Here is a 13803-nt window from a genome sequence, read left to right on the forward strand (position 1 = left end):
ATTGTGATTAGGAAGATTAGCATTATTCTAGAAATGATTAAATTTGAGCATACGGTTTTTGCACTACCCTTTGCTTATTTTGGTGCTGTCATTGGCTCATTTGTTGTCGATGGTACATGGCCATCCTTAATGCAATGGATATGGATTACAGTTGCGATGGTTGGTGCAAGAAGTGCGGCGATGTCGTTAAATCGAGTAATTGATGAACAAATTGATAAAAAGAACCCAAGAACAGAAAAGCGGGCTATTCCTGCAGGTTTAGTTTCGAAGCTAGAGGTACTCATCTTTATTATTATTTCCTTTTTCCTTTTGTTTTTTGCAGCGTTTCAACTGAATATGCTTGCTGTGTATTTGTTGCCCTTAGCTGTGTTCTTTCTTGTCATCTATTCCTATACAAAACGATTTACGTGGTTTTGTCATCTTATTTTAGGTGTGACAATTGGTATTGCTCCTTTGGGTGGTTTTGTGGGGGCTACAGGAACATTAACATGGGAAGCAGTATTACTATTTCTAGCTGTTGCATTATGGACAGCTGGTTTTGATGTGATTTATGCGACCCAGGATGCGGAGTACGACCGAGCACATAAATTGTTCTCCATTCCAAGTCGATTTGGGGTTGCACATGCATTAGTGTTGGCGAAGATTTTTCATATTATCAGCTTTTTATTATTTGTGTCCTTATTTTTTGTCTCTCCTTTAGGATGGCTATACTTAATCGGGGTCTTGATTGCTGGTGGTATTATGGTGTACGAACACTCGATTGTTTCAAAAGAAGATTTGTCAAAAGTGAATGTCGCTTTTTTTACAATGAATGGTATTCTTAGTCTTGTTATGTTTATCTTTGCGATTGGAGATGTTCTTTTATGAAGCCGCGTCAAAACGGTACCTTTACAGTTGGGATTACAGGTGCAAGTGGAGCCATCTATGGTGTTCGCCTCGTTCAAGAACTATTAAAACAGTCCTATAAAGTTCATCTCGTACTAACAGAAGCGGCATGGCAAGTCTTTAAAGAAGAATTACGTTTAGATACATCAGACCGAGAACGTACACTGAATGAGCTATTTAACACTCTTTCTGGTGAATTACATACACATCATCTCCATGACTATTCCGCACCTATTGCTAGCGGGTCATATCAAAATGATGGGATGGTTATTATTCCATGCTCGATGGGGACGCTTTCTGGAATTGCGCATGGTGCGTCTGGGAATCTCTTGGAACGTACAGCAGATGTGATGTTAAAAGAACGTCGAAAGCTAGTAATTGTTCCAAGAGAAACGCCATTAAACGAGATTCACCTTGAAAATATGCTTAAGGCTTCAAAGGTAGGAGCAACGATTTTACCTGCGATGCCTGGCTTTTATCATCTTCCAGAAACATTAGATGATTTGGTTCACTTTTTAGTTGGAAAAGTATTAGATGCCATCGAAGTTGACCATGATTTATTTACCCGATGGGGGGAAGAAAAATGACGATTGTAATCGGAGAGATTTCCTATACGAACATCTTGCCGTTTTTCTTTCACTTAAATCATAAGGTGCTAGAGGAACAGCAATATCGTTTCGTTCCCCAAGTACCATCGCAATTAAATGCCGAAATGGCTGCTGGAAGAGTCGATGTTGGAGGGATATCCTCGTTTGCTTATGCAGAAAACCCTGAGAAGTATACACTTCTTCCTAATTTATCCGTTTCTTCTCAAGGGAAAGTAGGCTCGATTTTCTTATTTTCACGTTATCCACTAGCTGAGCTCTCGGGAAAAAGAATAGCCTTAACATCGAGCTCGGCAACATCTATTCATTTATTGAAAATTATTTTACAACATTTTTTGAAATATGAGAATGATTATTCGACAATGAATCCCAATATAGATGTTATGCTTGAGAGTCATGATGCTTGTTTGTTAATCGGGGATGATGCGATTCGAGCAAGTTGGACGAAAGGACCGTTTCTCTATCAATATGACTTAGGAGCTCTTTGGTATGAACATACAGGACTTTCGATGACCTATGCAGTATTTGCAGTGAGAAACGAAAAAATGATAGATGAACCTATAAAAATAGCAGGACTCCAACAAGCCTTTCTAAATAGTAAAAATGAGAGCATTCGGCTTGAACATGCTCCCATGATTCAAGAAATAATGGCAGTAATTGGTGGAGGGAAACAGTTCTGGGAAACTTATTTTTCAGGATTACGTTATGATTTTGGTGTAAAAGAACAAGAGGGGTTACGCTATTATTATCAACTCGCTCATCAATGTGGGTTCTTAAGAAAAAGCGTTGAGACAATTCACGTTTGGGATTCAGTTCATCAATGAGTGAACCTGAACTAGTAAGGTGGACGACATGAAACTAGCAGATATTTATATGCATTTTGAATCTGACATAACGGTGATTGAACAAGAACTTGAGGCAACTGTTCAAGCGGAAAATGAGGTGCTTCGTGATGCGTCTGTGCATTTGCTACGAGCGGGTGGCAAGCGCATTCGCCCAGTTTTTGTTCTGCTCGCGGCGAAGTTTGGTCAATATGACATAAACGTATTAAAACATATTGCCGTTCCTCTCGAATTAATCCATATGGCCTCTCTCGTTCATGACGATGTGATAGACGATGCGGAATTACGTAGAGGAAAAAAGACGATAAAATCACAATGGGATAATCGCGTTGCTATGTATACAGGCGATTATATTTTTGGCAAGGCTGTAGAATGTGCAGCGTTTTTTAATAATCCTAAAATTCATCAAACGTTGTCTAATACAATGGTTGAGATGTGTATTGGAGAGGTCGAACAAATTCGCGACCAGTATAATTGGGGTCAAAATTTACGTGTTTATTTGCGAAGAATTAAACGAAAAACGGCTTTACTTATTGCTGTAAGTTGTGAATTAGGAGCTTTAGCGGCTAATGCGGATCCCGTTGTTCAAAAGAAACTGTATCAGTTTGGTTACAATGTGGGAATGTCCTTTCAAATCACCGATGATATTCTAGATTTTGTCGGGACCGAGGATCAGCTTGGTAAGCCAGCTGGAGGTGATTTGCGCCAAGGCAATGTAACACTCCCAGCTTTATATGTCATGCATGAGCAACCAAAAGTGAAGAAGCAAATTATGGATTTGCTAGCGGATGAATATCCTGACGAAGTGGATATCAATCCCATTCTAACTTCCATTAAAGAATCGGAGGGAATTAAATTTTCTCTTAAGATTAGTGATATGTATTTACAAAAGGGATACGAGGCACTAAAAACCCTTCCAAACACAGATGCAAAAATTTATTTTCATGAAATTGCTAAGTACATAGGTACCCGAAAATTTTAAACTTGCCGATAAGGTGAGTTTTTTTGGTAATGATTGTGAAAAATCATCTACTGTGTTATACTATATGTTGAATATTGTGTCATAATAGATAATGAGGGAGAGGTAATGTAAGATGGAACGTACATACTTAATGATCAAACCTGACGGGGTTCAACGTAACTTAATCGGAGAGATTGTTTCACGCTTTGAAAAGAAAGGGTTTACATTGGTTGGAGCTAAGCTAATGACCATATCTAAAGAGATGGCTGAAGAACATTATGTTGAGCATAAAGAGCGTCCTTTTTTTGGGAAACTTGTATCTTTTATTACATCTGGTCCTGTCTTTGCAATGGTGTGGGAAGGTGAAAATGTCATTAGCGTAGCTCGTAAAATGATGGGTGGAACAAATCCTGTTGATGCAGTACCTGGAACGATTCGATCAGATTTTGCCGTTAACATGGATAAAAACATTATTCATGGTTCAGATTCACCAGAAAGTGCACAGAGGGAAATCGGCATTTTCTTTCAAGCTAATGAATTAAACGAATATGATAAAACAATCCGTACATGGATTTAATTTTTACATAGAACGAAGACCTGTTCATCATGAACGGGTCTTTTTTTCTTGAATAGACGATAACTTGGGTTTTTTGGCGATTTGTTGGCAGTGAAAAACTCGTTGATTGTGGTCGATATGAAGAGAGGATAGCAATTTGAATTAATTAATCGTATGATATCTCTAAAAGATGCAATCAAAGGGGAACCTAGTCATGAGTCAGGATTATACACAATTTGTCGAACGGGTTAAGAAGAAAACAGGTATCGATCTCGCGTCTTACAAAGAAGCCCAAATGAAGCGACGGTTAGAGTCATTGCGCGATAAAAGAGGGTATCAGGATTTCGTTTCCTATTATCAAGCGATGTCTAGCGAGGAACTTCTGTTCAATGAGTTTCTTGAGAGGATGACAATTAATGTTTCAGAGTTTTATAGAAATTACAAAAGGTGGGAAGTATTAGAAGCTAAAATCTTACCACGACTCTATAAAGAAAACTCACATTTGAAAATTTGGAGTGCTGCTTGTTCAACTGGTGAAGAGCCATATACACTCGCTATGATTTTATCGAAATTCATGCCACTGTCAAAAATTTCAATTTTAGCGACTGATTTAGATCGCGAAATTTTAGAGAGAGCGAAAATCGGGCTTTATACTGATCGGTCTTTAAAAGAGATACCAAAACCAGCTTTAACAAAGTTTTTTGATAAAGATCCAATGGGTTATAAGGTAAAAGAAGAAATTAAGAAAACAGTTCAATTCAAACACCAAAATTTATTAGCGGACCGCTTTGAAGAGCAATTTGATTTAATTGTTTGTCGCAATGTAATGATTTATTTTACTGAAGAGGCTAAAAATCAGCTCTATCATAAATTTAGTCGTTCTCTACGAAAAGGTGGAGTTTTGTTTGTTGGAAGCACCGAACAAATTTTCAACTCGTCAACCTATCAATTAGAAACAGAAGATACATTTTTTTATAAAAAGTTATAGTTACGGTATTATCCTAAGCATCCTTATTCGAGGATTATTAGACGATGCATGTGCTTTTTGATAAAATGATGAAGGAGATAAGAATTGTTCTGATTTTATCAAGACAGAAAAGATAAACCATGTTATAATTTAACGCATAAAAGCGATAAAGAGAACGATTGGTTGGAGGAGGAAGTAAGATGAGATATTTAACAGCTGGTGAATCACACGGACCGCAACTTACAACGATTATTGAAGGGGTTCCGGCGCAGCTTGAGTTGGTGGCTGAAGACATTAATGGTGATTTAGCACGTCGTCAAGGTGGGTATGGTCGTGGGCGCCGAATGCAAATTGAAAAGGACCGTGTACAAATATTAAGTGGAGTAAGACATGGAAAAACAACCGGGGCTCCAATTGCACTTGTGGTTGAAAATAAAGACTGGACTCATTGGACAAAAATCATGGGTGCAGAACCGTTATCTGAAGAAGAAGAAGCTGACGTAAAACGAAAGCTAACTCGTCCGCGTCCTGGACATGCTGATTTAAACGGTGCGATTAAGTATGGTCACAGAGATATGAGAAATGTTCTGGAGCGTTCATCTGCTCGTGAGACGACTGTGCGTGTCGCTGCTGGTGCTGTTGCAAAGAAAATTCTACATACATTTGGCATTAAAGTTGGTGGACATGTTTTAGAAATCGGTGGTGTTAAAGCTGAAAATACCTCTTACTCATCAATAGAGGATTTACAGGAACGCTCAGAAGCATCTCAAGTTCGTTGTTTGGATGAACAGGCAAGTGAGAGAATGATTGCCGCGATTGACCAAGCGAAAAGCGACGGGGATTCTATTGGGGGCGTGGTTGAAGTCGTTGTTGAAGGTGTTCCGATCGGACTTGGAAGCCACGTTCAATACGACCGCAAATTAGATGCGAAAATTGCCGCGGCAGTTATGAGCATTAACGCGTTTAAAGGTGTAGAAATTGGAATCGGATTTGAAGCTGCTAGTAAACCAGGAAGCCAAGTTCACGATGAAATTATTTGGGACGAAGAAAAGGGATACACAAGAAGAACAAATAATCTTGGTGGATTTGAAGGCGGTATGACAAATGGTATGCCAATAGTTGTCCGTGGTGTGATGAAACCCATCCCAACACTGTATAAGCCACTTCAAAGTGTAGATATCGAGACAAAAGAAGTGTTTGCTGCAAGCATTGAAAGATCTGATAGCTGTGCAGTGCCAGCTGCAGCAGTTGTTGCAGAAGCGGTTGTTGCATGGGAAGTTGCGAATGTTCTTTTAGAAACATTTGGCCAGGATCGTGTTGAAGCCATTCAAGCAACAATTGATCGTCACAACGAAGATGCGAGGTCTTTCTAATGAAAGAAGTAACTGTTCCAACAGCTTCAAAAAAATACACTGTTTTTATTGAATCTGGCTTACGGCATCGTGTCGGTCGTTTTTTACAAGACACTTTAGTGAAGGCACCTTCTTCGGTGTTTATTATTTCTGATTCCAATGTAGCCCAACGTTATTTAACCGATGTCATCAATAGCTTTGAATCAAGCATTCAAATTTATGAGGCGGTTATTCCGAGTGGAGAAGCATCGAAATCGTTCTCGGTTTATGAACAGTTATTAACAAAGGCATTAGAATCTGGATTAGACAGACAATCTGTCATCATTGCGCTCGGTGGTGGCGTCGTAGGGGATATTGCCGGATTTGTTGCAGCAACATATATGCGAGGAGTTCGTTTTATTCAAGTTCCAACGACTCTCCTTGCTCATGACAGCAGTGTCGGTGGGAAAGTTGCTATCAACCACGCTCTTGGAAAAAACATGGTAGGAGCGTTTCATCAGCCAGAAGCGGTGCTATATGATACGGAAACGCTATTTTCACTTCCAAATCATGAGTGGCGATCTGGGTTCGCTGAAGTCATGAAACACGGTCTAATTCGTCGTTCTGACTTTTATCAATGGCTTGTTAATGAAGTGACTTCGTTTGATGGGCTTAGTACTGAGCTTGTAAATGAAATGCTTGAACGATCGATTGCTGTCAAAGCAGAGATCGTAACAGAGGATGAAAAGGAGCTTGGGATTCGTGCATATCTAAATTTCGGTCATACGCTTGGTCATGCGATTGAAACGAAGCTTGGCTATGGGCGAATAACGCACGGGGAAGCTGTTGTGATTGGAATGGTTTTTGCGATGAAGTTAAGTGAAGTGGTTATGCAAACAACCTTACCGGTGGAACAGTTCAAAGCTTGGCTCCATTCGCTTCAGTATCAGACGGACATACCTAAAGAGCTTTCTGCAGGGGATCTTCTTACTGTAATGAAGAAGGATAAGAAGGTTGAAGCAGGAGCGATACGGATGGTGTTGCTGAGATGTGTAGGGGAAGCTGTTGTAAAAGAAGTCGATGATTCAACTCTTCTCCAAGCTATAGAAAAGGCATTGGAGGGATGATATCATGATTCGTGGAATCCGCGGAGCAATTACAGTTACGTCAGATAGTGAACACGAGATACTAGACGCAACAGAAGAGCTATTAATCGAAATCATTAAAGAAAATCAGCTTGATGCAGAACAAGTAGCCCAAGCATTAATTACAGTGACAAATGATATTACATCCACTTTTCCGGCCGTTGCTTTAAGACGATTTCCGGGTTGGTCATATGTACCTGTTACATGTGCCCAGGAAATTCCTGTTGCGGGAAGTTTACCACTTTGTATTCGATTCTTATTAACCGTAAATAGTGATAAAAAACAGGCTGACATTAAACATATTTATTTACGTGAAGCTAAAAAACTTAGACCGGATTTATCCTTGACTAGAGAAAGCCAATCAAGTTAAACTAAAGTGGAATATTAGTTGAGTGATAGCCTAGAGTTTAGAGAGTTTTTAGCCGAGTAGAGAATGAGTTTGAGTTGAGGAGAGCCGAGCAAAGCTAGGGATACGTGTATTGATTCATACCCTAAGCCCTGTGGGTCTTAGGGTATTTCTATACCATTAAACGAATATTGCCTCCTCATTTCATTCATTCCCATTATTAAAGGAGTGATTGTAAATGAAAGAAACCTCTTTTGCTGCCTTCCAAGCTGCAGCCAAAACGTACAAAACAATTCCTGTTGTCCAACGCTTTTTTGCAGATGGGTTAACACCGATTCAAATCGTTCATCAGTTAGGAGATCAAGTCTCTTTTCTTCTTGAAAGTAATGATGATCAATCCGCGTGGTCTCGCTTTTCTTTTATTGGTTTAAATCCAATGTATGAATTAGTCGAGGAAAGTGGACGTTATCGCACGTATTCAAGTGAGCGTGAGACAATCGTTGATTCATCTTCTTTCCAAGAAACGTTTAATAAAACGATGACGTATCTAGATGTCCAACCAACAGATGCACCGATTCCTTTTAAAGGAGGAGCGGTTGGTTATATGAGCTACGATGCGATCGAATCAATTGAACCTACTCTTGCTGAAATGGGAGAACGAACGGAACCCCTCTATCAATTCCTATTTTGTCAAACGCTCATTGCCTATAATCATTTAAATAAAGAGTTGACGGTTGTTGTTCATACTACGATTGATAAGAAGGTTTCGATTGAGGAACAATATAAGGCTGCTGTAACTACGGTTGAATGTGTGACGAGGCTTCTAGAAACACCAACTAAAGGACTGTTATTAAAGGAGTCTCCGGCTCTCGATGAAGAGGTTTCCTTTGAACATGTCAAATCAAATTACGATAAGCAATCGTTTCTAGACGATGTCTATAAAATAAAAGAATATATTAAAGCAGGAGATGTTTTCCAAACTGTCCTTTCTCAACGGTTTGAAATGCCTGTTTCGGCTTCGGCCCTCGAAGTTTATCGGATTTTACGAATGGTAAATCCATCCCCTTATCTATTTTATTTGAAATATGACAAGATGGAGGTCGTTGGAAGCTCTCCAGAAAGACTAGTACAAGTACAGGACGGCCATGTTGAAATTCATCCAATTGCGGGAACGAGACCACGTGGCAAAAATGAACAAGAGGACCAGCGATTAGCAGATGATTTACTATCAGATGAAAAAGAACGCGCTGAACATTATATGCTTGTAGACTTAGCAAGGAATGATGTTGGACGAATTGCTGAATACGGTTCTGTAGAAACGCCAACCCTACTATCTATTGGCTACTTTTCTCACGTCATGCACATCGTTTCAAAAGTAACTGGTCGTTTACGTAAAGGAACGGATCCGTTAGAAGCATTAATGGCATCATTCCCCGCTGGAACAGTTTCTGGAGCTCCTAAAATTAGAGCGATGGAAATATTACAAGAATTAGAGCCAACAAAGCGTGGTTTATATGCAGGTGGAATAGGCTACTTGGGCTATGATGGCAATATTGACTCGTGTATTGCGATACGGACAATGACTATTAAAAATAATACAGCCTATATTCAAGCTGGGGCAGGAGTCGTTGCAGATTCAGTTCCAGAAAATGAATATGAAGAAACGAGAAACAAGGCAAAGGCTTTAATCCGTGCCGTTCAAGTGGCGGAAAAGATGTTTGGTGAAAAGGAGGAAAAGTCCGATGCTGAAGCAACAATTAATTGAGTGCATTGAAGGGAAGACCTTATCCGAAAGCGAAGCAGAGCAAGTTATGAATGAAATCATGATTGGCCAAGCAACGCCTAGTCAGATTGCTAGTTTGTTAACAATGATGCGATTACGTGGGGAAACGGTTGACGAAATCACTGGCTTTGCAAAAGCTATGCGACAGCACTCTATTAGTATTCCTCATCAATTGGAAGGGGTCGTTGATACGTGCGGAACTGGCGGAGACGACCTCCGTACATTTAATATTTCGACGACTGTGGCAATTACATTATCTGCAATCGGAGTAAAAGTAGCAAAGCATGGAAACCGGGCAGTATCTTCAAAAAGTGGAAGCGCTGATGCGTTGGAGAAACTTAGAATTGAGATTCAAAGCTCTCCTGAAGAGGCAGCCGAAGTGTTATTAGAAAAGAATCTTTGTTTTCTATTTGCACCGCTTTATCATCAATCTATGAAACATGCGGTTGTGCCACGGAAAGAAATAGGTTTTCGTACCATTTTCAATTTACTAGGGCCTCTCACAAATCCTGCAAGAGCGAGTCACCAAGTTATTGGTGTGTACAATAAAGAGCATGCAGGGAAAATGGCAGAATCTCTTGCACGTCTTGGTACTTTGCATACGTTGTTTGTAACAGGTGGAGAAGGACTGGATGAATGTTCGATTACTTCACCGACGAACGTCGTTGAGGTGAGAGGAAAAGACATTACTCAGTACACAATTAATCCTTTGGATGTTGGGTTGCGTTACGGTTCATTAGAAGATATTCAAGTTGATACACCTGAGGAGAGTGCTGAATTAATTCAACTCGTCCTTCAAGGTAAGGCAAATGAGTCAGCGCAGTCTATTGTGGCGTTTAATGCTGGTGCTACTCTTTATGCAGCGGATAAAGTAACATCGATTAAGGAAGGTGTGTCACAAGTAGTGGCTGCCCTTAAAAGTGGAATAGTATACGAACATTTTCTATCATTGCAAACGAGTAAGGAGGTTAGGTAAATGTTAAATAAAATCCTTGAGACAAAAAGAAAAGAAATTGAAGCATTACAGCTCCCAGAGGCAATTGAGGCTACTCATTATTCATTGTATGAGGCTCTTAAGCATAGTAAGCGTTCAGTTGGTTTAATAGCAGAAGTGAAAAAAGCTTCCCCTTCCAAAGGAGTGATTTGCGAAGACTTTCATCCAACGGAAATTGCAAAAGGTTATGAGCAAGGCGGAGCTGATGCGATTTCTGTCTTAACCGATGTTGATTATTTCCAAGGACATCGGGAGTATCTAATGGCAGTGAAGCAAACTGTGAGTATTCCAATTTTACGTAAAGACTTTATTATTGATGAACAGCAAATTGAGGAAAGTGTTCGTATTGGTGCTGATGCGATTTTGTTAATCGTCGGGACAGTGCCTATAACACGTTTAAAGAAACTTTATGAAATTGCTTACGCAAAAGGATTAGAGTGTTTAGTAGAAGTTCATGCGATTGAAGAATTACGAGAATTACTAGATACGTTCACGCCGAAAATAATCGGTGTAAACAACCGGAATTTAAAAACATTTGAAACCTCGCTTGAACAAACTAAGATCATGAGTAAGCTTATCCCTGAGGGAAGTTTGTTTGTAAGTGAAAGTGGAATTCATAACCGGTCAGATATTGATTATGTTAAGGATCAAGGCGCTGCTGGAATTCTTGTTGGAGAAGCATTAATGAGGGCGGAATCTCCGCAAATTGGGATTGATAGTCTGTTTGGAGGAGAGAATGTTGCGACCACTTCTTAAACTTTGTGGCAATCATTCTGAGGGTGACGTCCACGTTTCTTCAGCTAGTGGTGCAGAGTATCTTGGGTTCGTGTTTGCCAAGAGTAAGCGCCAAGTGAACAACGAGCAGTTGAGAAATTGGCTTGAGAAAGCTGATACACATGGTAAAAAAATCGTCGCTCTTTTTGTGAACGCTGATGAAGAAACAATAAAAAATGAGATTAAAGGTCTACCAATAGATATCATTCAATGTCATGGAACGGAATCAGTAGAGCTCGTTCAATCAATCAAAGAGAATACAAAGCTTCCCGTTTGGAAAGTTATTCACCATCAGGAAAATGCACTCGAAACGATGCGTACCTTTCAACATACCGCAGACGGTTACGTTGTTGACTGTAAAGCGGATGGCAAATGGGGAGGGACCGGAAAAGCTTTTGATTGGTCCTACGTTCCTGTTTACGTTGAGGAAGGGAAACGCCAACAAGTACCAGTCTTCATTGCTGGTGGCGTGAAGCCTGAGAACGTGAGTGAACTGTTGGCTTTTAAACCAGATGGCATTGATCTATCAAGTGGTATTGAACTAAAAGGTTACAAGTCGGCAAGTTTAATTAGAAACCTAGAGGAAAGGATGATGGAGAGTGGCAGCAACTTATCCTGATAAAAGAGGACGCTTTGGAGAATTTGGTGGAAAATACATCCCAGAGACGTTAATGAGTGTGATTGAAGAACTTGAACAAGCGTTAGATGAAGCGATGGCTGACGAAGCATTTATTGCAGAATACCATGAACATTTACGTGAATATGCAGGGCGCCCAACAGCGTTAACCTATGCTAAAAACATCTCTGAAAAAATAGGCGGGGCTAAGATTTATTTAAAACGTGAGGATCTTCTCCATACTGGGGCGCATAAGCTTAATAATGCAATGGGTCAGGCTTTACTTGCAAAGAGAATGGGAAAAAATAAAATTATTGCTGAAACTGGTGCAGGACAGCATGGGGTTGCATCTGCTACGATTGCTGCTCGTTTTGGATTAGAGTGTAAAGTGTTTATGGGTGTGGAAGATATGGAGCGTCAAGCTTTAAACGTCTATCGAATGGAACTATTGGGAGCAGAGGTCGTTCCTGCTGAATCAGGCAGTAGAACATTAAAAGATGCGACGAACGAGGCGATCCGTTATTGGGTAGCAAATGCAGAAGATACGTTTTATTTGATCGGTTCCGTTGTGGGGATGCATCCTTACCCAAAAATGGTTCGTGATTTCCAACGAATTATCGGTGATGAATCGAGAAGACAGCTTTTAGAAGTTGAAGGAAAGCTACCAGATGAAGTTATTGCTTGTGTAGGTGGTGGCAGTAACGCAATTGGAACGTTCTATCCGTTTTTGAATGATGATGTTCGAATGATTGGTGTTGAGGCGGGGGGACTTGGTATAGATACCGAGAAACATGCTGCGACGATAACCAAAGGGAGAAAAGGTGTCATTCATGGTTCATTAACGTATTTAATTCAAGACGAGGCAGGGCAAATTATCGAGCCTTACTCAATTTCGGCAGGACTTGACTACCCGGGTGTTGGTCCGGAGCATGCTTATCTTGCAAGCAGTGGACGTGTTCAATACGAATCTGTAACCGACAAGGAAGCACTTGATGCACTTAAGCTTCTCTCTGTAACAGAAGGTATTATCCCAGCAATTGAATCAGCCCATGCGTTAGCTAAGGCGTTCGAGCGTGCGGAGCAGCTAACACCGAGTGAGACCCTCCTTGTTTGCTTGTCAGGAAGAGGAGATAAAGATATGCATACACTTATGAAACATTTTAGAGGTGAAGCCAATGGGGATTAATCGAATGAAGGAAGCAACGTCAAAAGGAGAATCTTTGTTTATACCATTTATCACGGCAGGGGACCCAACTGCAGACGTGACCGTTGATATTGCTCTAACACTTCAAGAAGCTGGGGCAAGTATTTTAGAGCTAGGAATCCCGTATTCTGACCCTCTTGCAGATGGACCAACAATACAAGCCGCCTCTAAACGAGCACTCTCGAAAGGGATGACACTTGAACGAGCACTTCATCTCGTACCGAAAATGCGTGAGCGTGGATTAACAATTCCGGTAGTCATTTTCACTTATTATAATCCGTTATTGCAATATGGCGAAGAACGTTTTACGGCACAGGCAGAAGAGCTTGGGATTGATGGTATTCTTGTGCCAGACTTACCGTTTGAGGAAAGTGAAGAATTGTCTGCATTATGTGCAAGACATCAATTATCATTAATTTCTCTTGTAGCACCAACATCAAAGCAGCGCATTATTAAAATTGCTGAAAAAGCGCAAGGATTTCTTTATTGTGTTTCTTCTTTAGGTGTAACGGGGGCGCGTTCTCAGCTCGATCCTCGTGTCTATGATTTCTTGAAAACAGTTCGAGAAGCTAGTCATGTTCCAATTGCCGTTGGATTTGGAATATCGTCGAATGACCAAGTGCAAGTGATGAAGGAACATGCCGATGGAGTGGTTGTTGGAAGTGCTCTTGTCTCGACAATTGGAAGCTTACAAGAGAAATTAACAAAGGAAGAAACGAAGGAAGAAGCGTTAGGACAAATAAAAACATTTGTCAGCTCGTTGATTTCATCGTAACATAGAAGCAGGATACTTT

At 40.3% G+C, this 13803-nt stretch carries 15 protein-coding genes; all 15 read left to right on the top strand.

Features of this window, described 5'->3' with window-relative positions; translation table 11 throughout:
• The first annotated feature begins 3 nt into the window (after nt 1-3).
• Nucleotides 4-867, top strand: coding sequence for a UbiA-like polyprenyltransferase (locus tag CEF19_RS17275; RefSeq protein WP_100407207.1), 864 nt, complete (start codon nt 4-6; stop codon nt 865-867).
• Nucleotides 864-1472: a UbiX family flavin prenyltransferase gene (locus tag CEF19_RS17280; protein WP_100407208.1), complete on the top strand. Its 609-nt coding sequence runs from the start codon at nt 864-866 to the stop codon at nt 1470-1472. Before CEF19_RS17275 ends, CEF19_RS17280 begins: the two co-directional genes overlap by 4 nt.
• Nucleotides 1469-2314: a menaquinone biosynthesis protein gene (locus CEF19_RS17285; RefSeq protein ID WP_100407209.1), complete on the top strand. Its 846-nt coding sequence runs from the start codon at nt 1469-1471 to the stop codon at nt 2312-2314. Before CEF19_RS17280 ends, CEF19_RS17285 begins: the two co-directional genes overlap by 4 nt.
• Before the next feature lie 28 nt (nt 2315-2342).
• Entirely contained in the window at nt 2343-3314 is a 972-nt protein-coding gene (hepT, locus tag CEF19_RS17290; RefSeq protein ID WP_100407210.1) for a heptaprenyl diphosphate synthase component II, read from the top strand.
• Nucleotides 3315-3426: 112 nt separating this feature from the next.
• Nucleotides 3427-3870, top strand: coding sequence for a nucleoside-diphosphate kinase (ndk, locus tag CEF19_RS17295; protein WP_100407211.1), 444 nt, complete (start codon nt 3427-3429; stop codon nt 3868-3870).
• 193 nt (nt 3871-4063) lie between these two features.
• Nucleotides 4064-4837 (top strand): CheR family methyltransferase, encoded by a 774-nt coding sequence (locus CEF19_RS17300; RefSeq protein ID WP_100407212.1) that lies wholly within the window; start codon nt 4064-4066, stop codon nt 4835-4837.
• A 179-nt stretch (nt 4838-5016) separates the two neighbouring features.
• Complete coding sequence (gene aroC, locus CEF19_RS17305) at nt 5017-6189, top strand: chorismate synthase (protein ID WP_100407213.1); 1173 nt, start codon at nt 5017-5019, stop codon at nt 6187-6189.
• A complete protein-coding gene (aroB, locus tag CEF19_RS17310; protein WP_100407214.1) occupies nt 6189-7274 on the top strand; it encodes a 3-dehydroquinate synthase in 1086 nt (361 codons plus the stop codon). The genes aroC and aroB overlap by 1 nt, the downstream gene beginning before the upstream one ends.
• Before the next feature lie 4 nt (nt 7275-7278).
• A complete protein-coding gene (aroH, locus tag CEF19_RS17315) occupies nt 7279-7662 on the top strand; it encodes a chorismate mutase (RefSeq protein ID WP_100407215.1) in 384 nt (127 codons plus the stop codon).
• 214 nt (nt 7663-7876) lie between these two features.
• A complete protein-coding gene (gene trpE / locus CEF19_RS17320) occupies nt 7877-9403 on the top strand; it encodes an anthranilate synthase component I (RefSeq protein ID WP_100407216.1) in 1527 nt (508 codons plus the stop codon).
• On the top strand, nt 9381-10397 hold the full coding sequence (gene trpD / locus CEF19_RS17325) for an anthranilate phosphoribosyltransferase (RefSeq protein WP_100407217.1): 1017 nt from the start codon (nt 9381-9383) through the stop codon (nt 10395-10397). Before trpE ends, trpD begins: the two co-directional genes overlap by 23 nt.
• Complete coding sequence (trpC, locus tag CEF19_RS17330) at nt 10398-11171, top strand: indole-3-glycerol phosphate synthase TrpC (RefSeq protein ID WP_100407218.1); 774 nt, start codon at nt 10398-10400, stop codon at nt 11169-11171.
• Nucleotides 11152-11808, top strand: coding sequence for a phosphoribosylanthranilate isomerase (locus CEF19_RS17335; RefSeq protein ID WP_319830082.1), 657 nt, complete (start codon nt 11152-11154; stop codon nt 11806-11808). Before trpC ends, CEF19_RS17335 begins: the two co-directional genes overlap by 20 nt.
• On the top strand, nt 11789-12991 hold the full coding sequence (trpB, locus tag CEF19_RS17340) for a tryptophan synthase subunit beta (RefSeq protein ID WP_100407219.1): 1203 nt from the start codon (nt 11789-11791) through the stop codon (nt 12989-12991). The genes CEF19_RS17335 and trpB overlap by 20 nt, the downstream gene beginning before the upstream one ends.
• Nucleotides 12981-13784, top strand: coding sequence for a tryptophan synthase subunit alpha (trpA, locus tag CEF19_RS17345; RefSeq protein ID WP_198510311.1), 804 nt, complete (start codon nt 12981-12983; stop codon nt 13782-13784). Before trpB ends, trpA begins: the two co-directional genes overlap by 11 nt.
• Nucleotides 13785-13803: the final 19 nt, after the last annotated feature.

Origin of the sequence: Bacillus solitudinis (assembly GCF_002797395.1) — a bacterium.
GTDB lineage: Bacteria > Bacillota > Bacilli > Bacillales > Bacillaceae_D > Halalkalibacter_A > Halalkalibacter_A solitudinis.